This is a genomic window from Xanthomonas sp. NCPPB 1754 (assembly GCF_041475725.2).
Lineage (GTDB): Bacteria > Pseudomonadota > Gammaproteobacteria > Xanthomonadales > Xanthomonadaceae > Xanthomonas > Xanthomonas euvesicatoria.
In genome coordinates, this window is record NZ_CM192982.1 from 982,948 (window position 1) to 999,985 (window position 17,038).

18 protein-coding genes are annotated in these 17,038 nt (G+C 65.3%); 9 read left to right on the forward strand and 9 right to left on the reverse strand.

The genetic code is table 11. From position 1 onward, the window contains the following. The first annotated feature begins 6 nt into the window (after positions 1 to 6). Entirely contained in the window at positions 7 to 1,278 is a 1,272-nt protein-coding gene (locus ACCQ15_RS04260; RefSeq protein WP_039417740.1) for a sensor histidine kinase, read from the forward strand. A 418-nt stretch (positions 1,279 to 1,696) separates the two neighbouring features. On the opposite strand, the gene ACCQ15_RS04265 is transcribed toward ACCQ15_RS04260, so the two are convergent. Further along, positions 1,697 to 2,398, reverse strand: coding sequence for an SGNH/GDSL hydrolase family protein (locus ACCQ15_RS04265; RefSeq protein ID WP_014089428.1), 702 nt, complete (start codon positions 2,396 to 2,398; stop codon positions 1,697 to 1,699). 181 nt (positions 2,399 to 2,579) lie between these two features. Between ACCQ15_RS04265 and ACCQ15_RS04270 the strand changes: the two genes are divergently transcribed. The 8 genes from ACCQ15_RS04270 to ACCQ15_RS04305 all read left to right on the forward strand — a co-directional run bounded on the left by ACCQ15_RS04270 (position 2,580) and on the right by ACCQ15_RS04305 (position 8,240). Then, entirely contained in the window at positions 2,580 to 2,960 is a 381-nt protein-coding gene (locus ACCQ15_RS04270) for a diacylglycerol kinase (protein WP_005910722.1), read from the forward strand. A 96-nt stretch (positions 2,961 to 3,056) separates the two neighbouring features. After that, the gene (locus tag ACCQ15_RS04275) at positions 3,057 to 3,695 is read left to right on the forward strand and encodes a LemA family protein (RefSeq protein ID WP_008573598.1); all 639 of its coding nucleotides are present in this window, start codon (positions 3,057 to 3,059) and stop codon (positions 3,693 to 3,695) included. A 340-nt stretch (positions 3,696 to 4,035) separates the two neighbouring features. Further along, positions 4,036 to 4,944, forward strand: a complete 909-nt coding sequence (locus ACCQ15_RS04280) for a TPM domain-containing protein (RefSeq protein WP_372381248.1) — start codon at positions 4,036 to 4,038, stop codon at positions 4,942 to 4,944. Beyond that, on the forward strand, positions 4,944 to 5,435 hold the full coding sequence (locus ACCQ15_RS04285; RefSeq protein WP_014089431.1) for a TPM domain-containing protein: 492 nt from the start codon (positions 4,944 to 4,946) through the stop codon (positions 5,433 to 5,435). Before ACCQ15_RS04280 ends, ACCQ15_RS04285 begins: the two co-directional genes overlap by 1 nt. A gap of 54 nt (positions 5,436 to 5,489) precedes the next feature. Next, positions 5,490 to 6,380 carry a prolipoprotein diacylglyceryl transferase gene (gene lgt / locus ACCQ15_RS04290; protein WP_008576385.1) on the forward strand — a complete coding sequence of 297 codons (891 nt, stop codon included), beginning with the start codon at positions 5,490 to 5,492 and terminating at the stop codon, positions 6,378 to 6,380. Next, positions 6,377 to 7,171 carry a thymidylate synthase gene (locus ACCQ15_RS04295; RefSeq protein WP_031421181.1) on the forward strand — a complete coding sequence of 265 codons (795 nt, stop codon included), beginning with the start codon at positions 6,377 to 6,379 and terminating at the stop codon, positions 7,169 to 7,171. Before lgt ends, ACCQ15_RS04295 begins: the two co-directional genes overlap by 4 nt. 60 nt (positions 7,172 to 7,231) lie before the next feature. Beyond that, positions 7,232 to 7,744 (forward strand): hypothetical protein, encoded by a 513-nt coding sequence (locus tag ACCQ15_RS04300; protein ID WP_372381249.1) that lies wholly within the window; start codon positions 7,232 to 7,234, stop codon positions 7,742 to 7,744. 1 nt (position 7,745) lies between these two features. Then, entirely contained in the window at positions 7,746 to 8,240 is a 495-nt protein-coding gene (locus ACCQ15_RS04305; protein WP_029818724.1) for a dihydrofolate reductase, read from the forward strand. A 51-nt stretch (positions 8,241 to 8,291) separates the two neighbouring features. Here ACCQ15_RS04305 and ACCQ15_RS04310 read toward each other — a convergent pair whose 3' ends face one another. The 8 genes from ACCQ15_RS04310 to ACCQ15_RS04345 form a co-directional block, all read right to left on the reverse strand. Beyond that, on the reverse strand, positions 8,292 to 9,248 hold the full coding sequence (locus tag ACCQ15_RS04310) for a symmetrical bis(5'-nucleosyl)-tetraphosphatase (RefSeq protein ID WP_011346478.1): 957 nt from the start codon (positions 9,246 to 9,248) through the stop codon (positions 8,292 to 8,294). 28 nt (positions 9,249 to 9,276) lie between these two features. Continuing rightward, positions 9,277 to 9,660 carry a Co2+/Mg2+ efflux facilitator ApaG/CorD gene (gene apaG, locus ACCQ15_RS04315; RefSeq protein WP_007965232.1) on the reverse strand — a complete coding sequence of 128 codons (384 nt, stop codon included), beginning with the start codon at positions 9,658 to 9,660 and terminating at the stop codon, positions 9,277 to 9,279. A gap of 36 nt (positions 9,661 to 9,696) precedes the next feature. After that, positions 9,697 to 10,485, reverse strand: coding sequence for a 16S rRNA (adenine(1518)-N(6)/adenine(1519)-N(6))-dimethyltransferase RsmA (gene rsmA / locus ACCQ15_RS04320; RefSeq protein ID WP_122273243.1), 789 nt, complete (start codon positions 10,483 to 10,485; stop codon positions 9,697 to 9,699). Positions 10,486 to 10,602: 117 nt separating this feature from the next. Continuing rightward, a complete protein-coding gene (gene pdxA, locus ACCQ15_RS04325) occupies positions 10,603 to 11,574 on the reverse strand; it encodes a 4-hydroxythreonine-4-phosphate dehydrogenase PdxA (RefSeq protein WP_014089436.1) in 972 nt (323 codons plus the stop codon). Between the two features lie 19 nt (positions 11,575 to 11,593). After that, complete coding sequence (locus tag ACCQ15_RS04330; protein ID WP_122273242.1) at positions 11,594 to 12,985, reverse strand: peptidylprolyl isomerase; 1,392 nt, start codon at positions 12,983 to 12,985, stop codon at positions 11,594 to 11,596. Next, entirely contained in the window at positions 12,982 to 15,405 is a 2,424-nt protein-coding gene (gene lptD, locus ACCQ15_RS04335; protein WP_074053464.1) for an LPS-assembly protein LptD, read from the reverse strand. The genes ACCQ15_RS04330 and lptD overlap by 4 nt, the downstream gene beginning before the upstream one ends. A gap of 128 nt (positions 15,406 to 15,533) precedes the next feature. Further along, complete coding sequence (locus ACCQ15_RS04340) at positions 15,534 to 16,442, reverse strand: histone deacetylase family protein (protein WP_008576401.1); 909 nt, start codon at positions 16,440 to 16,442, stop codon at positions 15,534 to 15,536. 38 nt (positions 16,443 to 16,480) lie between these two features. Further along, positions 16,481 to 17,038, reverse strand: a complete 558-nt coding sequence (locus ACCQ15_RS04345) for a cob(I)yrinic acid a,c-diamide adenosyltransferase (protein ID WP_008576403.1) — start codon at positions 17,036 to 17,038, stop codon at positions 16,481 to 16,483.

The window sequence follows — 17,038 nt, forward strand, 5'->3', positions numbered from 1 at the left end:
GCAGTAATGCCACACGGGCTTCCGAGAAAAATACGTCTCGCCTTCCTGTTGCAGGTCGCGCTGGCGAGCCTGGCGCTGGTGCTGGCCGGGTATCTGGTGTCGTTCGTCATCAAATACAGCCTGGTGCGCACCGTGCTCGCCGACGAGGCCGTGCATTTCTGGCAGATGCAAAAGAGCGTGCCGGACAACCGGCCGCCCAATACTCGCAATATCCAAGGGTATTTTTCGCCCGCCGGTACCGCCGCCGAGGCTGCACCGGCCGCACTGCGCAACCTGTCTCCGGGTTTCAGCGAAGTGGCTGCCGCCGATGCGCTGGTGTATGTCGATCAACGCCCGGAGGGGCGGCTGTATCTGGTGTTTCCGCGCTCGCGTGCGGCGCATCTGACGCTGTGGTTCGGTGTGGTGCCGGCAATCGTGGTGTTGGTGGCGATCTATGGCGTGTCCTGGTTCACCTATCGGGTTTCCAAGCGGCTGGTCTCGCCGATCAGCTGGCTGGCCCGGCGCGTCTCGCATTGGGACCCACGCAACCCGGATGTGGACGAACTGGCTCCGGAGCGGCTGCCTGCCGAATTGCAGGGCGAAACGCGCCAGCTGGCCGCCGCGCTGCATGCGCTGGGGCTGCGCGTCAGCGAGCATGTCGCGCGCGAACGCAATTTCACCCGCGATGCCAGCCATGAATTGCGCACTCCGCTCACGGTGATCCGCGTGGCCAGCGACATGGCCTTGGCCGACGACGAGTTGTCGGCGCGCACGCAGCGCAGCCTGCGTCGCATCCAGCGCGCCGGCCACGATATGGAAGCGGTGATCGATGCCTTCCTGATCCTGGCGCGCGAAGCCGAGATCGACCCGCAGAGCGAAAATTTCGATGTGGCCGAGCTTGCCAGCGAAGAGCTGGAAAGTGCGCGCGAATTGCTTGGCGACAAACCGGTGTCGTTGCGCATGGTCGGCGACCGCAGCCTGCAGATGTTCGCCCCGCCCAGGGTCATGCGGGTGGTGCTCAGCAACCTGTTGCGTAACGCCTGCGCTTACACCGATACCGGCAGCATCGAGGTGGAGGTGACCCACGACCGCATCGTGGTCCGCGATACCGGCATTGGCATGAGCGAAGAGGCGCGTGCCCGCGCGTTCGAACCGTTCTTCCGCGCCGACCCCACCCGCCCGCAAGGCACTGGGCTCGGCCTGTCGATCGTCCGTCGGCTATGCGATCGCTTCGGCTGGCGTATCGAACTGCAGAGCCAAGCCGGCGTCGGCACGTCCGTGGCGGTGGTCGTCGCCTGAGGCGTCACTTTGTGGTCCTGGCGCTTGCTGATGACGCCTTGCTGCCGCTCAACAGTCACGCGGCATGGCAGGAAGACGACGACCGGCTGCTGCACGCGCTCGGCTAACCGCTTCGATCACCCTATTTACCGCTCGGCAGCCGGAACGCTCAACGTGGTGCCAACAGTGCACCGGCGCGTGGACGTTTGCAGTGCCTTTAGCGACGTTGCAGGTGCTTGGCATTGCCGGTATTTCTTGCCCACACCGCCAATGCGGTCGCCACGTGCCCAAATCGCAGACGCCTACGTCCGTTGTGTGTGGGAACAGGGCCGGCAGGCTGCCGCCTTGAAAAAACGCGCCGGCATGGAGCGGCAGCCAAGGTCTCCCCTGCAGGCCGGCCGATCCGGCGACAGGCGCGCCGGATCGGCTCGGTTGCGTTCTAGCGTTGTTCCAATACCGGTGCCACGACCTTGCGCCAGATCGCGTAGCCATCGGCCGTCATATGCAGCCTGTCGGCGCGGAACAGTTCTGCGCGCGGTTTGCCGCTGGCATCGAGCATCGGGGTGTAGATGTCGACGAAGTCCACACGCGGCAGCGGGGCTAGCGCGTCCTTGATCAGGCGGTTGGCCTTGATCACGGCCGGCAGCAGTTGCGCGCGCGACGGGCTGGGCTTGATCGACAGATAGCTGATGCGTGCCTCGGGCAGGTCGCGGCGTACACGTGCCACGAATGCCAGCACATCATCGCGCACCTGTTCGGGTGTGCGGCCACTGTTGAGGTCGTTGTCGCCGGCGTACAGCACGACCTGGCGTGGCGCGTATGGAATCACGATGCGGTCTGCGTACCAGGTGCTGTCGCGCACTTCCGAGCCGCCAAAGCCGCGATTGATCACCGGTTTGCCCGGGAAATCCTGGGCCAATGTCTCCCAGAACCGGATCGATGAACTGCCGACGAACACGATGCCGTGCTTGGGCGGCGGCTGACGCGCGTCGCTCTCGGCGAAGCGTTGCATGTCTTGTTCCCAAGCGGCATTGGAAACCTGCGCCGGCACCGCCGGAGCGGTGTGCAGGGCGTCGGCATACGCATGGCCGGACAGGAGGACTAGGGCGCACAGCACGCTGCGCAGGCGATGGATGGTCATGCAGGAACCTTCAAAGTGAAGCGGGCTGCCATGGTGCGCCAGGCTGGAAGCTGAGGGCAAACCTGCCGGTAGCTGGCGGGGCGGGGCGCCACGGTGCAAGATTCGCACTTTCCCCAGCAGCGACCATGCCATGCGTTTGATTTGTTCCCCTCTTCGCCCATGCGGCAGGACGCACTGACGCATGGCCGATCAATTGGGGCACGTCCCGCGCGGCCCGCGTCGCATGCTCAAGGCGGCGATCTGGTCATGGCAGGGATTGCGCGCGGCGTGGCTGCACGAATCCTCGTTCCGCCTGGAGGTCTGTCTGGCGGCAGTGCTGGTGCCGCTCGGTCTGTGGCTCGGGCAGTCGGGACTCGAGCGCATTGCACTGATTGCACCACTGTTGATCGTGCTGGCGGCCGAACTGTTGAACTCGGCCATCGAAGCGGTGATCGAACGCTACGGCCCGGAACATCACGTATTGGCCGGGCGTGCCAAGGACATGGGCTCGGCGGCGGTGTTCGTGCTGCTGATCAATGTGCTGCTGTGCTGGGGATTGATCCTGTTGCCGCGGCTGTGGTGACGCGCGGCAGGCAGGGCGAGCCGGGCAGGGGCGTGTGCATGCGGGCTTGACCTGGCACGTGGCATGCTCGGGCTCTCTTCCAATGGAATCGCCTGCATGCCTGTCCTGATTCGCGCCTTGGTGTTGCTGATCCTGACCGCGTCGCTGTCCGGTTGCGGCTACAACGCGATCCAGCAGAAGGAAGAGGGCGTCAAGGCCGGTTGGTCGGAGGTGCTCAATCAGTATCAGCGCCGCGCCGATCTGATTCCCAACCTGGTACGCACCGTGCAGGGCTACGCCCAGCAGGAACGCCAGGTCCTGACCGAAGTGACCAATGCGCGTGCGCGCGTCGGCCAGATCCAGGTCAACGCCGATGACGAAGCGTCGTTGAAGCAATTCCAGCAGGCGCAAGGCGAGTTGGGTAGCGCGCTGTCGCGGTTGTTGGTGGTCAGCGAAAACTATCCGCAGCTCAAGTCGGACCAGTCGTTCCGCGATCTGCAGGTGCAGCTGGAAGGCACCGAAAACCGCATCACCGTGGCGCGTGGCCGCTATATCCAGACCGTGCAGGACTACAACACCTACATCCGCTCGTTTCCGCAGGTGATCACGGCCAAGATCTTCGGCTACCAGCCCAAGCCCAATTTCAGCGTGGAAAACGAAGCGCAGATCTCGCGCGCCCCGCAGGTGGATTTCGGTAATCAGCAGACGCCGCAGCAGGCACCGCAGCAACAGCCCGCGCCGCAGCCTGTGCAGTAATCAGTTGCTGTGCGTGCACGGCGCTTGTGCAGTGGTCGCTAGCAAGCGCAGTACGCGCGCTGTCGAGCAACGTACGGGCACGCGCCAGGTGATGCGCGCCGAGCCGCACATCAGCCCGAATCTGCGACCAAGCCAACAGACCGTGTCGAGGCGAGAGCTAGCTCTCCCATCGGGGAAGGGCTTGGTGAGGGTAGGTCGCCAGGCTTTGCAGTCGTTCGACCAGCCGCGGATTCGCTTCAGGCGCACACGTTCTCTGTAAGAGGCAATCTCCCGCAGGGAAGAAGCAATCGCAAAACCCCGCGCTGATGGACGATCGGCGCGCATCAGGTAGGAGTTGGCAATGCGACGAATGTGTTTGCGAGTGGTGTGGATGATGGCGTTGCTGCTGCCGGCATCGCTGCTGGCGCAGGAGTTGGCTGCCATCCCGCCGCTGCGCTCGCCGGTGGTCGACGTCACCGGCACCCTGGATGCGGCGCAGATCCAGCAACTCGAGCAACAGGCGCTGGCCTTGCAGCAGCGCAAGGGCGCGCAGTTGCAGATTTTGATCGTGCCGACCACGCAGCCGGAAGCGATCGAGCAATACACCCAGCGCGTGTTCGACCAATGGAAGATCGGTCGCAAGGGCGTGGACGACGGCGTGCTGCTGCTGGTGGCCAAGGACGACCGCCGCGTCCGCATCCAGCCGGGTTACGGCCTGGAAGGCGCCATTCCGGACATCACCGCCAACCGCATCATCCAGGAGTATCTGGCGCCGCGCTTCCGTGAGGGCGATTACGCTGGCGGCATCACGGCGGCGACCGCAACCCTGGCCGGCCTGATCGAGGGCGAGGCCCTGCCGGCGCCGGTCAGCGGGCATGCCGAGGGCGGCAACGGCGCGGGCGGCGGTGGCTGGATCATGGCGCTGTTCATCGGCTTCGTGGTGGCCATGGTGGCGCGAGGCATCCTGGGCGCGCTACCGCGCCCGCTGCGCGCCGTGCTGACCGGCGTTGCCGCCGGCGGTGCGGCGTTGCTGTTGACGTCGTTGCTGTTGGCCAGTGCGGGCGCGGCGCTGATCGGCCTGCTGGCCGGCCTGTCCTCCGGCTCGCCCGGCCGCTTTGTCGGTGGCGGAGGCTGGGGCGGCGGCTTCGGCGGCTTCGGTGGATTTGGCGGCGGCGGCCGCGGCGGTTTCGGCGGCGGTGGTGGCTGGGGCGGTGGCTGGGGCGGTGGCGGCGGGTCATCAGGAGGCGGTGGCGCCTCGGGGAGCTGGTAATGCGGTGGCTCAGGCATATCTTCGCGCCCTCGGCGCAGCGCACTTTTCCAGCCGCATGCATGGACGCCATTGCGGCGGCGGTGACCGCGAGCGAGCGCTCGCACACCGGCCAGATCATGGTCGCGGTCGAGGCCGACCTGCCGCTGGAGGCGTTGTGGCGCGGGCACAGCGCGCGGCAGCGCGCCGAGCAGGCCTTCGCCCAGCTGCGGACCTGGGATACCGAAGCCAACAACGGGGTGCTGATTTACCTGCTGCTGGCCGACCACGCCATCGAGGTGGTGGCAGACCGCGGTCTGCGCAGCCGGGTGCCGGAAGCGCGCTGGGCAGAGGTGTGCCGGCGCATGCAGCAATTCCTGCGCGAAGGCCAGCACGAAGCGGCTGTCCTGGCCGGCATCGAGGCGGTGACCGAGCTGTTGGCCGAGCATTTCCCGGCCACAGACGGCGCGCAGCATGAAGACGAGCTACCTGACCGGCCGCGGATTTTAGGCTGAGCGCGTGCGAGGTGTCAGAATAGCGGCCTCGCTTGTTTGTGATACGCGGTCCGCATGATCTATCTGCACGCCATCGACCCCATCGCCTTCTCGCTCGGCCCGGTGCAGGTGCACTGGTACGGCTTGATGTATTTGGCGGCGTTTTTCTCGGCCTGGGCGCTGGGCCGTTCGCGCATCCTGCGCGGTCGCCTGCCCGGGGTAGACATGGATGGTTTTTCCGACCTGCTGTTCTACGGCATGCTCGGCGTGGTGTTGGGCGGGCGCATCGGCTACATGCTGTTCTATGCGTTCGAGACCTTCCTGGCCAACCCGCTGATCCTGTTCAAGGTCTGGGAAGGCGGCATGAGCTTCCACGGCGGCCTGCTTGGCGTGTTGATCGCCTGCTGGCTGTGGGCGCGCAAGCACCGGTTGCACTTCTTCGATGTGATGGACTTTGTCGCCCCGCTGGTGCCGCTGGGTCTTGGTTTCGGGAGGCTCGGCAATTTCGTCGGCGGCGAATTGTGGGGAAAATTCACCCAGGCCGGCTGGGGCGTGATCTTTCCGCACGCGCCGGAACTGGCGGACCGGTTGCCCGCGCAGATCCAGGCGCAGTACGCCGCCGGCGCGTTGAACCAGTTCGCACGCCACCCATCGCAGCTCTATGAAGCTGCACTGGAAGGCGTGGTGATGTTCGTGGTGTTGTGGACGTTCTCCATGAAGCCGCGCTCACGGTATGCGGTTTCTGGCCTTTTTGCATTGCTGTATGGCGTGTTCCGTTTCATCGTCGAATTCGTGCGCGTGCCCGACGCGCCGATCGGCTACCTGGCCTTCAATTGGCTGACGATGGGCCAGATTCTGAGCCTGCCGTTGATTGCGGTTGGCCTGGTGCTGCTGGCGATGTCGCGCCGCGCGCCGGTGTTGCAGCCGGTGCTGCCGGCGCCCGCAGGCGTGGAGGCTGCCAAGTGAAGCCGTACCTGGAGTTGTTGCAGCACGTGCTGCAACACGGCGCAGAAAAGTCCGACCGCACCGGTACCGGCACGCGCAGCGTGTTCGGCTGGCAGATGCGCTTCGATCTCAACGACGGCTTCCCGTTGGTGACCACCAAGAAACTGCACCTGCGCTCGATCATCCATGAGTTGCTGTGGTTCCTGAAGGGCGACACCAATATCGGCTACCTCAGCGACAACCAGGTACGCATCTGGGACGAGTGGGCCGACGACAACGGCGATCTCGGTCCGGTGTACGGCAAACAGTGGCGGCGCTGGACCGGCCCGGACGGTGTCGAAATCGACCAGATGCAGTGGCTGGTGGATGAAATCAAGCGCAATCCGGATTCGCGTCGGCTGGTGATCAGCGCCTGGAATGTCGGCGAGCTGCCGCAGATGGCGCTGATGCCGTGCCACAGCCTGTTCCAGTTCTATGTGGTGAACGGCAGGCTCAGTTGCCAGCTCTATCAGCGCAGCGGCGACATCTTCCTGGGCGTGCCGTTCAATATCGCCAGCTATGCGCTGCTGACGCATATGGTGGCGCAGGCCACCGGCCTGGGCGTTGGCGATTTCGTGCACACGCTGGGCGATGCGCACTTGTATTCCAATCATTTCGAGCAGGCACGCGAGCAACTGACGCGCACGCCGCGCGCGCTGCCCACCTTGCGTTTGAATCCCGAGGTCACCGACCTGTTCGGGTTCCGCTTCGAAGACATCGCCATCGAAGGTTATGACCCGCATCCGGCGATCAAGGCGCCGGTGGCGGTTTAAAACTCATTACTCAAAGAAGAAATTATGCAGAGACGTCTGTTCCTTTCGGTTGCGGGTCTCATGTTGGCTTCGACCAGTACACTGGTTTTTGCCGAGACTGTGCGTGGTCCGGCAGGTAGCATTGAGCTTCCTAATGGCATTACGGGTACGGTAGCCCCGTCTAACCTGGTGCATCCTGATATTGACAGAAGCGCAATCATTACGTTGAACAGCGCGCAGTTCGATGCAAACAGGCCGGTCACGGTTGAGATGAGCTGCGCACCGGCGATCGGTCCGTTGGATTCGGCAACAGGCATGGAGCGATTGGCGGCGGCAACGTTTCATCTCGATAAAAAGCTAAAGCGTGAAAAAGGCGAGTGGATCAAGTTCGGTCCTCTTCAGGCTTATCGCACCGATGCCTCGCGTGTAGATGGTACGCGGCTCACGCAATGGATGATTCCATTAGTTACCTCGTTTGCCTGGGTCAAGTTCAACCGGCCCAGCACAGCGCCCATGGAGCAAGACGTGTTGAACGCTGTCGCCGGGATGAAAATCCTGTGTGGTCCTTTTGCTGAAGATAAGAAGAGTGATTGATTTGAAACTTTCGTTGATCGTGGCGCTGGACCGCAACAACGCCATCGGTCGCGATAACGAGCTGCCGTGGAAGCTGCCCGATGATCTCAAGCGCTTCAAGGCGCTGACGCTGGGCAAGCCAATCCTGATGGGGCGCAAGACGGCGCAGTCGCTGGGGCGTGCGTTGCCGGGGCGGTTGAATCTGGTGCTGACCCGCTCGGGGCAGGTGCCGTTCGACGGCATGCAGGCGGTCGCATCGGTGGAGCAGGCGATCGAACGCGCCGTGCAGGAGGGGGCGCAGGAGCTGTGCGTGATCGGTGGCGGGGAGGTGTATCGCCTGACCATGGAACGCGCCGATCTGCTGGCCGTGACCGAAGTGGACACCGCGGTGGATGGCGCCGATACGCACTTCCCGCCGATCGACCCTGCGGTGTGGTCGCCGGCGAGGCGCGAGTTACATGCTGCCGACGCCCGGCATGCCCATGCGTTTTCGTTCGTGGATTACGAACGCCGCTGAGCGATGCAGGGTCGCGCCCGGCACCGCGATGGCGACGGGCGCCTCGCGCGCTCAGTCCTGTGGCGTATCGACTGACGGCTTGGGGCCGGCCGCTGCGTTCCCCGCATTGCCGCGGTTGCCGCGCGAGCGCTGACGCCCCTGACGCTCACGTGGACGCCGCGGTGCGCGTGCGACCGGTGCCGGCCCGGTCACTTCCCGTCCGGGCACCTGCACCACGCGCAGCTCCTCGCTATCCAGCTGCAACGCCGTGAGCTTGCCGCCCCAGACCGCGCCGGTATCGATCGCATGCACACCCTGGGTGATCGTCAGGCCCAGTGCGGACCAATGCCCGCAGACGATCTTCAGGTCGCGCTCGACCCGTCCCGGCACTTCGAACCAGGGATACAGGCCCTGTGCCTGCGTCCCCGGCGTGCCCTTGTCGTCGGTGGCGATGCGCCCACGCGGGGTGCAGTAGCGCATGCGGGTGAACAGGTTGATGATGGCCCGGCTGCGGTCGTAGCCGCTCAGGCCCGGCGACCAGCCCGGCTGGTCGCCGTACATATTGCGCAGCAGCTTGCGATAGCCGCCGCCCTGCAGTTGCTGCTCGACCTCGCGTGCATGCTTTTCGGCCATCTGCGTGGTCCACTTCGGCGCCAGCCCGGCATGGATCATCATCCAGCCCAGGGTGCGGTCCACGTGCGCCAGCTTCTGCATGCGTAGCCAGTCCAGCAACGCATCGCGATCTTCGGCCATCACGATGCGCAGCAGATCCGGGTTGACCTTGCGCTGCTCTTCTTCCGAACGCGCACCGATCGCCAGCAGCGACAGGTCGTGATTGCCCAGCACCACTACGCTGTGCGCGCGCAGGGAATGCACCAGGCGCAGCGTTTCCAGCGATTGCCCGCCGCGGTTGACCAGATCGCCGCAGAACCACAGCGTGTCCTGGGCGGGGTCGAAATTGATCTTCTCCAGCAACCGCTGGGTGATGTCGTAGCACCCTTGCAGGTCGCCGATGGCCCAGACGCTCATTGCGCGCGCTCCCTTACTCCGGCATTCATCAGTGCAGCGTCCTGGGCACGCTCAGCACGAAGGCGGCGATCGGAGCGATAAATTCGGTGCCATCGTCGGCCACCATGTCGTAGTGGCCCTGCATCTGTCCCTGCTCGGTCTCCAGCAGTACGCCGGAGGTGTAATGGAAAGCTTCGCCCGGTCGCAGCCACGGCTGTTCGCCGACCACGCCTTCGCCATCCACCTGCTCGGTGCGCCCGTTGCCATCGGTGATCTGCCAATGACGCGCGATCAGGCGCGCAGGCACCGCGCCCGCATTCTGGATGCGGATGCTGTAGGCAAAGGCGTAGCGGCCTTCGTCCGGGGTGGATTGATGGGCGAGGAAGCGGGGCGATACCTCGACCTCGACGCGGTAGCGCGGATCATCTTGCATGGCGAAAGTCTAAATAAAACGGTGTGGGAGCGGCGCTCAAGCCAGCTCGACATTGGCCAGCCGGATGAAATCCGCGACCTCCAGTTGTTCGGCGCGTGCATCCGGGCGCACCTGCGCGGCGTCGAAATGGGCCGGTTCGCAAATGGTGGACAAGGCATTGCGCAGGGTCTTGCGGCGCTGCCCGAACCCGGCGCGCACCACATCGGCGAAGCGGCGGCGGTCGTTGATCTGCACCGTGGCCGGGTCGCGCGGCACCAGCCGCACCACGGCCGAGTCCACCTTCGGCGGCGGCCGGAATGCGCCCGGCGGCACCACGAACAGCGCAGTCACCTCGCAATACGCCTGCAGCATCACGCTGAGCCGTCCGTACACCTTGCTGCCGGGGCCGGCGGCCATGCGGTCGACCACTTCCTTTTGCAGCATGAAGTGCATGTCGGCCACGGCAGCGGCATGGTCCAGCGCATGGAACAGGATCGGCGAGGAGATGTTGTAGGGTAGGTTGCCGACCAGGCGGATCGGCGTGCCATCGGCCAGTGCAGTGAAATCCACGCTGAGCACATCGCGGTGGATGATGCTCAGCGCGCCGATCGGGGCCGCCGCTTCGGTCAACGGCGCGATCAGGTCGCGATCGAATTCGATCACGGTCAACGCGCCATGCTTGCGCAGCAACGGAAAGGTGATGGCGCCCTGGCCCGGGCCGATCTCGACCAGATGCTGGCCGGCGCGCGGGTCTACCGCCTGCACGATGCGGTCGATGTAATACCGGTCGGCAAGAAAGTGCTGGCCAAGCGACTTCTTGGCCGGTGCGCTGAAAGAAGAATTCATCTGCGCAGTTTAACGGAGGCCGCGCCTGCACGCGGTGTCGTTCGCGTGCCCGCCTGGCCTGGCGGATCGGCGGCGTGCGCCATGCGGCAGGCCCGCGCCGAGCAAGCACACGTGGTGTTAGCGGCGCGCCGCCAATCGCGCGCACAACGCAGTGGCTGCCATCAGGCTGGAGGGGTCTGCGATTCCGCGGCCGGCCAGTTCCAGCGCAGTACCGTGATCCACCGCCACGCGCGGGTAGGGCAGGCCCAGGGTGATATTTACAGCCTGCTCGAAGCCGCTGTACTTGAGCACCGGCAGGCCCTGGTCGTGATACATCGCCACCACCGCGTCGAAACCGCGCAGTTTCTGCGGCAAGAACGCGGTGTCCGCCGGCAGCGGGCCGATCAGCTGCATGCCCTCGCCGCGCAGCTGCTCCAGCAGCGGAATGACGATATCCAGTTCCTCGCGGCCCAGGTGACCGTCTTCGCCGGCGTGCGGGTTGAGGCCGAGCACGGCGATGCGCGGGTGCTCCAGACCGAAGTCGCGCTGCATCGCTGCATGGGTAATGCGCAGGCATTGCAGCAGCGCATCGGCGGTGATCGCATCGGCCACCGCGCGAAGCGGCAGATGGGTTGTCACCAGCGCGACGCGCACGATGCTGTTGGCCAGCATCATCACCACCGGGCAACCGGCTTGTTCGGCCAGCAGTTCGGTGGTGCCGGTGTAAGCAATGCCGCCGGCGTTGATCACTGCCTTGTGCACCGGGCCAGTGACGATTCCCTGCAGGCGGCCGGCGAGGCAGTCACCCGCGGCGCTGCGCAGGCCGGCGATCACTGCTGCCGCATTGGCCGGGTCGGGTGCGCCCAAACGCGTGGTCACGGCCTGGCGAACGGGATGCAGCGGCAGGTCGCCGGGCGCACGTGCCGGCTGGTCGGGATCGAGCAGCCGTACAGGCAACGACAGCGCCGTTGCGGCGCTGTGCAGGGTGTCTGGGTCGGCGTAGGCAATCAGATGCGCGTCCGAGCGCGGCTGCTGCGCAAGCCGGATGCATAGCTCCGGCCCGATTCCGGCCGGCTCGCCTGGCACCAGCGCGAGCGACGGGACCATCATGCTATCCGGCTGCCCGGTCTCAGCGCGTCGGCTTTGCCGGCGGCGGCGAAGGCGCTGCCGGGTCTGCCGATTTGGCCGGAGCGGCAGTGGCATTGTCATCGGCGCGGTCGCCGGTGCGGTAGCTCACGTACGCTTCGCCACGCAGTTCCTGCAGATAGCGGTTGTACTCTTCTTCCAGCTTGCGGCGACCGATGGTTTCACGCACCTGCGCGCGCTGGTTCTCGGCGCTGACGTCGGTCTGGCGGCTGCCGACGCGCTGCACGATGTGCCAGCCCGCCTGGGTCCGGAACGGTTCGGAGACTGCGCCGTCGGTCAGGCTTTCGACCTGCTTGCCGAAGTCCGGGCCGAACGCATCGGCGGGGAACCAGCCCAGATCGCCACCCTGACCGCGGCTGTTGGTGTCCTCGGAATACTCCTTGGCCGTCGCCTGGAAATCGGCACCACCAACGATGCGTGCGCGAATCGTATCGATCTTGGCCTTGGCCTGCGCCTCGGTCTGGTTCTCGCCGATCCGCACCAGGATGTGGCGTGCGTGGTACTCGGTGACCATCTTCTTTTCGCCGCCGGCATTGGCGTCGCGCATTTCCACCAGCTTGAGCAACTGGAAGCCGCTCGGGCCGCGCAGCGGTCCGGCCACCTGGCCGGGCTGCATGTCGCGGATCAGCTGCGCAAATGCGTTCGGGATTTCATCCAGGCTGCGCCAGCCCAGATCGCCGCCTTCCAGCGCGTTGGGGCTATCGGAATAACGCACCGCAGCGGCCGAAAAATCCAGCTCGCCCTTGTCGATCAAGGCTTTGACGCCATCGACCTTCTTCTGGCCGGTGGCGATCTGCTCGGCAGTTGCCCCTTCCGGCAAGCCGATCAGGATGTGCGCCAGGTGGTACTGGCTACCGGTGGCGGCCTGTTGGGCCAGTGCGGTATCCACTTCGCCTTCGCTCACGCTGATGCGGCTTTGCGCAAAACTCTGGCGCAGGCGCTGCACGATGATCTCGTCGCGCACCGATGCGCGGAAATCGGCGTAGCCCATCCCGTCGGCTGCCAGCTTCTGGCGCAGGCCGTCCACGGTCGTGCCGTTCTGCTGGGCGATGCTGGCGATGGCGCGGTTGAGTTCTTCGTCGCTGACGCGGATACCGTTGCCATCGGCACGGCTGACCTGCAGCTTGACCAGCACCAGGCGCTCAAGCACCTGCCGCTGCAGCACATCGTCTGGCGGCAGCTGGTTTTCGCGACCGGCGTACTGCGACTTGACGTTGCGGACTGCGCGATCGAGCTCGCTCTGCAGCACCACGTCTTCGTCGACGATGGCAGCGATGCGATCCAGCGGCTGGGATTGCTGTGCCGAGGCCAACGGCGAAACCGTGCTGGTGATGGCCAGCAGCGAGGCAAGAACAACAGAGAAAGGCTTGGTCATGGAATCAGGTTCGGATCGTAATCGTCCGGATTGGTCGTGGTGTTGCTGGGCGGGACCAGGTAGAGGTCGTCGCGGTAATAGCCGAGAATAGCACGGCGCAAAGTGCGGTCCGTGTTCTGCCCGAACGAGCTCAAGCCCTTCAGCACGAACTCAATCTGGATCGAGTTGTCCATCTCGCCATCGCGGTTGCGCACGAACCGGCGCACCAGCCCGCGTACCGCCAGGCAGCAGCTGTCCCATTGCACGCCACCGATGATTTCCAGCGGCTTGCGGTCCAGCAGCGAGTAGTAGTACCGACCGACCGCGCTCCAGCTGGGGTTGATCGGGTACAGGAAGGAGAAATCGGCCTGCTTGAGCTGGTCGCTGTTGTCGGTGAGGTTGCGACGGTAGCGATACGCCAGGTTGATGATGCCGTCGTTGTTGAGCAGGTAGCGCGTGCGCAGGCTGGCCAGATCTTCCTTGCGTGAGTTCGGGTTCCACTGGTAGGTGGCGCCCATCGACCAGCGGTCGTTGATCATGTAGTTGGCGTCAGCCACCCAGGCAGACTTGCCCTGTTCGACGGTCTGCTCGCTGCCGGCTGCCGAATTGTTGCTGTTGTTGATGGTGACCAGCGAGTCGCTGAAGTACAGGATCTGGCCCGCGCTCAGCGAGAGCTTTTCGCGGCCGTCGTCCTGGCGCAGCCAGCGCGAGGTCACTGCCAGGGTCAGCTGGTTGGCATCGTTCTGGCGGTCGGCGCCGGTGTAGCGGGTGTCGCGGAACAGCTGCCCGTAGCTGAAGGTGAACGGACGGGTGTCGAACACCGGCAGATCGTCCTGGTCGCGGTACGGCACGTACAGGTAGTACATGCGCGGCTCCAACGTATTGAGATAGTTGGTGCCAAACAGCGAGGTTTCGCGATCGAAGTACAGGCCGGCGTCCAGCGAGGCGATCGGCAGGCTGCGCGTGGGCGTGCGGTTGCCGGTCAGCGGTGCGGTATCGGCCAGCGTGGAATCCAGCTGGTACGCGGTGTAGCGCCACGCCACGGTAGGCGTCAGGAACCATGCTGCGCCCGACAGCGGCATCGAGATGTAGGGCTTGACGTCCAGGCGCGCGCCGCTGCCGTATTGCTTGTTGCGGATATTGGTACGGACGTACTCGTCGCCATTGTTGTTGTTGGCGTTCGGGATGAAATTCACCTGGTACGAATCGTCGTGGGTGAAGCGCACTGCCTCGGCATAGATACCGGCCTCGAAAATGCCCAGCGGCTTTTCCCAGGTGAAATACGCGCGCGGCTGCCGGTTATAGGGCAGGGCCTGCTCGTCCAGCGTGTAGTCGGTGAGCTGCCAACGGTCGGCCATCAGGCCCGCGGTCCAGGTCTCGCCGGTGCCGTAGATGCCCACGGTGCTCTGCAGGCTGGAGGCCGAGCCCATGCCGTTGATGCGGCTGGTGAAATCTTCCACGTAGCGCGTGTCGCTGACCCAGGAGATGCTACTGCGCGCCTGCCAATTGCTGTTGACGTTGTGGTAGCCGCTGTAGAACACGCTGCCACGGTCCTTGTCGCGCAACTTGTCGTTGGGCAGGTAGTTGCCGGTGACTTCGCCGCGACCGCCCTCGTACAGGTACCGGAATTCGGTGCCGAACATGAAACCGCGCTTGCTCATGTAGCGCGGCAACAACGTGGCGTCGTAGTTCGGCGCCAGGTTCAGATAGATCGGCTGCAGGTAGTCGAAGCCGTTACGGCCGGACAGACCGAATTGCGGAAACAGCAGGCCGGTCTGGCGGCGGTCGTCGATCGGGAACTTGAACCACGGGAAGTACAGCACCGGCACCTTGCCGATCTGCAGCACCGCGTTGCGCGCGGTACCGAAACCTTCCTCGTTGTCGACGTCGATCTCCGGCGCGCGAACGCGCCAGATCGGCTGCGAGGGGTCGCAGGTGGTGTACGTGGACCGATGCATCTGCCCGACCTGGCCCTGCAGGTCCACCGATTCGGCGTCGCCATTGCCGCGGCGCTCCACCAACTGGTACTGGATGTTGGTGACCTTGTGGGTGTCGGTGTCCTGATTGCCCTCGGCGCGGTCGGCGACCATGCGGAAAGAGGTGTCCTGGTAGCGGACATTGCCTTCGGCGATGTAGTTGCCGGTTTCGGTGTCCATGCGCAGGTTGTCGGCACCCAGGAACTGGTCGCCGCGCTTCAACGCAACATTGCCTTGGTATTGCGGGGTGGTGCTGGTGCCGGAGAGTTGGTCGCCTTCGATGTCGGTCGGCAACTGCTGGCGCATTTCTGCGGCCTTGGGGTCGGCGGCGGGGGCGCCGTCGAAGCCGGGTAGCGGGTCTACGGCCGGGCACAGTCCCCAGTTCAACGGCTTGTCGGCAGCCATGGCCGGGAGGCAGATGGCGATGCTCAAAGGCAGGGGCAGCAGGCGGAGAGCTCGGCGCACGCGTGGGTTCAACCAATAAAATGGCGACTAGCTTGCCGCATACCCCGCATAGGGGCAATGAAGAGCGCCGGCGCCGGGAGGGCGAGGTTCATCGCACTCGGTGACGCGACCGGCGCCCTGGCCGGGGTTCAGCGCAGCGCTGCCACGTGCGCCACGCTGCTTTCGCGCAGCGCCTGCAGGTCGTAGCCGCCTTCCAGCATCGAGACCACGCGGCCGCGTGCATGGCGGTCGGCGAGTGTGCGCAGCGCGCCGGTGAGCCAGGCGAAATCGTCGTCGTCCAGCATCAGGTCGGCCAGTGGGTCGCGCAGATGCGCATCGAAGCCGGCGGAGATCAGGATCAATTGCGGGCGGAAGGCATCGACGAGCGGCAGCATCTCGTCTTCCCAGACATTACGGAAGCGCAGCCCGTCGCTGCCCGGTGGCAGCAGCAGGTTGTGGATATTGCCGACGCCGCGCTCGTACACGCTGCCCGAATGCGGATACAGCCCGGACTGGTGGGTGCTCAGGTACTGCACGGTGGGGTCGCGTTCGAAGATCGCCTGGGTGCCGTTACCGTGATGGACGTCGAAATCCACGATGGTGATGCGTTCCAGCCCATGCCGGTCGCGGGCGTGGGCGGCGGCCACGGCGATGTTGTTGAACAGGCAAAATCCCATCGACACCTGTGCGGTGGCGTGGTGACCGGGCGGACGCACGGCGCAGAAGGCGGTGCGGGCCTGGTCCTGCATCACCGCATCGACCGCGGCGATGCCGGCGCCTGCGGCGCGCAAGGCGGCCGCGCGCGAGGCCGGCACCATGCGTGTATCCACGTCCAGCTGACGATAGCCGTCGAAGGCGGTTTCCAGCACCGCATCCACCTGCTCGCGCTCGTGCACGCGGCACAGGTCGCCCAGCTTGGCCAACGGCGCTTCGCGCCAGTCCAGATCTGGGAATGCGCCGCGCAGGGCCTGGACGACCGCTTCCAGGCGGGCGGGGCTCTCCGGGTGCTCAGGGCCGGCGTCGTGACCGAGGCAGGCGGGATGGGTAAAGACCAACATGGGGCAACTCTAGCCTCTGTGCCGACCCGGGCACATGCTCAACCGCGTCGGCGGTCGTGCCGCCACAGGACTTCCTGCCGACCATCGGCACGCGCCAGCACGCGCGCCAACACGAACAGCAGGTCGGACAAGCGGTTGAGATAGCCGATCGCCTCGCTGCGTACCGCTTCCTGGCGCGACAGCGCAACGGTCTCGCGCTCGGCCCGGCGCACGATGGTGCGGGCCAGATGGCAGCGCGCGGCGGCCTCACCGCCGGCCGGCAAGATGAATTCCTGCAGTGCGGGCAGCGTCTGGTTGAAGGCGTCCAGCTGCGTCTCCAGCGCCTGGATGTCGGCCGCGTCGATGGCCGCGTGGCCGGGGATGCAGAGCTCGCCGCCCAGGTCGAACAACTGGTGCTGCACGGTGGTCAGCAGTGCGGCGATCGGCTCCGGCACACCGGGGGCGGCCAGCAGCACGCCGATGGCCGAATTGGCTTCGTCCACGGTGCCGTAGGCATTGACGCGCAACGCATCCTTGCCGGTCCGGCTGCCGTCGCCCAGGCCGGTGCTGCCGTCGTCGCCGGTCCGCGTATAGATACGAGAGAGTCGATTGCCCAT

Excerpts from the sequence above, each read along its gene's own strand:
- ACCQ15_RS04345 (WP_008576403.1), bottom strand. The coding sequence starts at position 17,038 with ATGGGCAATCGACTCTCTCGTATCTATACGCGGACCGGCGACGACGGC.
- ACCQ15_RS04285 (WP_014089431.1), top strand. The coding sequence starts at position 4,944 with ATGCGGTGGCTCAGGCATATCTTCGCGCCCTCGGCGCAGCGCACTTTT.
- ACCQ15_RS04340 (WP_008576401.1), bottom strand. The coding sequence starts at position 16,442 with ATGTTGGTCTTTACCCATCCCGCCTGCCTCGGTCACGACGCCGGCCCT.
- ACCQ15_RS04275 (WP_008573598.1), top strand. The coding sequence starts at position 3,057 with ATGCCTGTCCTGATTCGCGCCTTGGTGTTGCTGATCCTGACCGCGTCG.
- ACCQ15_RS04280 (WP_372381248.1), top strand. The coding sequence starts at position 4,036 with ATGCGACGAATGTGTTTGCGAGTGGTGTGGATGATGGCGTTGCTGCTG.
- rsmA (WP_122273243.1), bottom strand. The coding sequence starts at position 10,485 with ATGAATTCTTCTTTCAGCGCACCGGCCAAGAAGTCGCTTGGCCAGCAC.
- ACCQ15_RS04260 (WP_039417740.1), top strand. The coding sequence starts at position 7 with ATGCCACACGGGCTTCCGAGAAAAATACGTCTCGCCTTCCTGTTGCAG.
- ACCQ15_RS04300 (WP_372381249.1), top strand. The coding sequence starts at position 7,232 with ATGTTGGCTTCGACCAGTACACTGGTTTTTGCCGAGACTGTGCGTGGT.
- pdxA (WP_014089436.1), bottom strand. The coding sequence starts at position 11,574 with ATGATGGTCCCGTCGCTCGCGCTGGTGCCAGGCGAGCCGGCCGGAATC.
- ACCQ15_RS04270 (WP_005910722.1), top strand. The coding sequence starts at position 2,580 with ATGGCCGATCAATTGGGGCACGTCCCGCGCGGCCCGCGTCGCATGCTC.
- ACCQ15_RS04310 (WP_011346478.1), bottom strand. The coding sequence starts at position 9,248 with ATGAGCGTCTGGGCCATCGGCGACCTGCAAGGGTGCTACGACATCACC.
- lgt (WP_008576385.1), top strand. The coding sequence starts at position 5,490 with ATGATCTATCTGCACGCCATCGACCCCATCGCCTTCTCGCTCGGCCCG.
- ACCQ15_RS04265 (WP_014089428.1), bottom strand. The coding sequence starts at position 2,398 with ATGACCATCCATCGCCTGCGCAGCGTGCTGTGCGCCCTAGTCCTCCTG.
- ACCQ15_RS04330 (WP_122273242.1), bottom strand. The coding sequence starts at position 12,985 with ATGACCAAGCCTTTCTCTGTTGTTCTTGCCTCGCTGCTGGCCATCACC.
- apaG (WP_007965232.1), bottom strand. The coding sequence starts at position 9,660 with ATGCAAGATGATCCGCGCTACCGCGTCGAGGTCGAGGTATCGCCCCGC.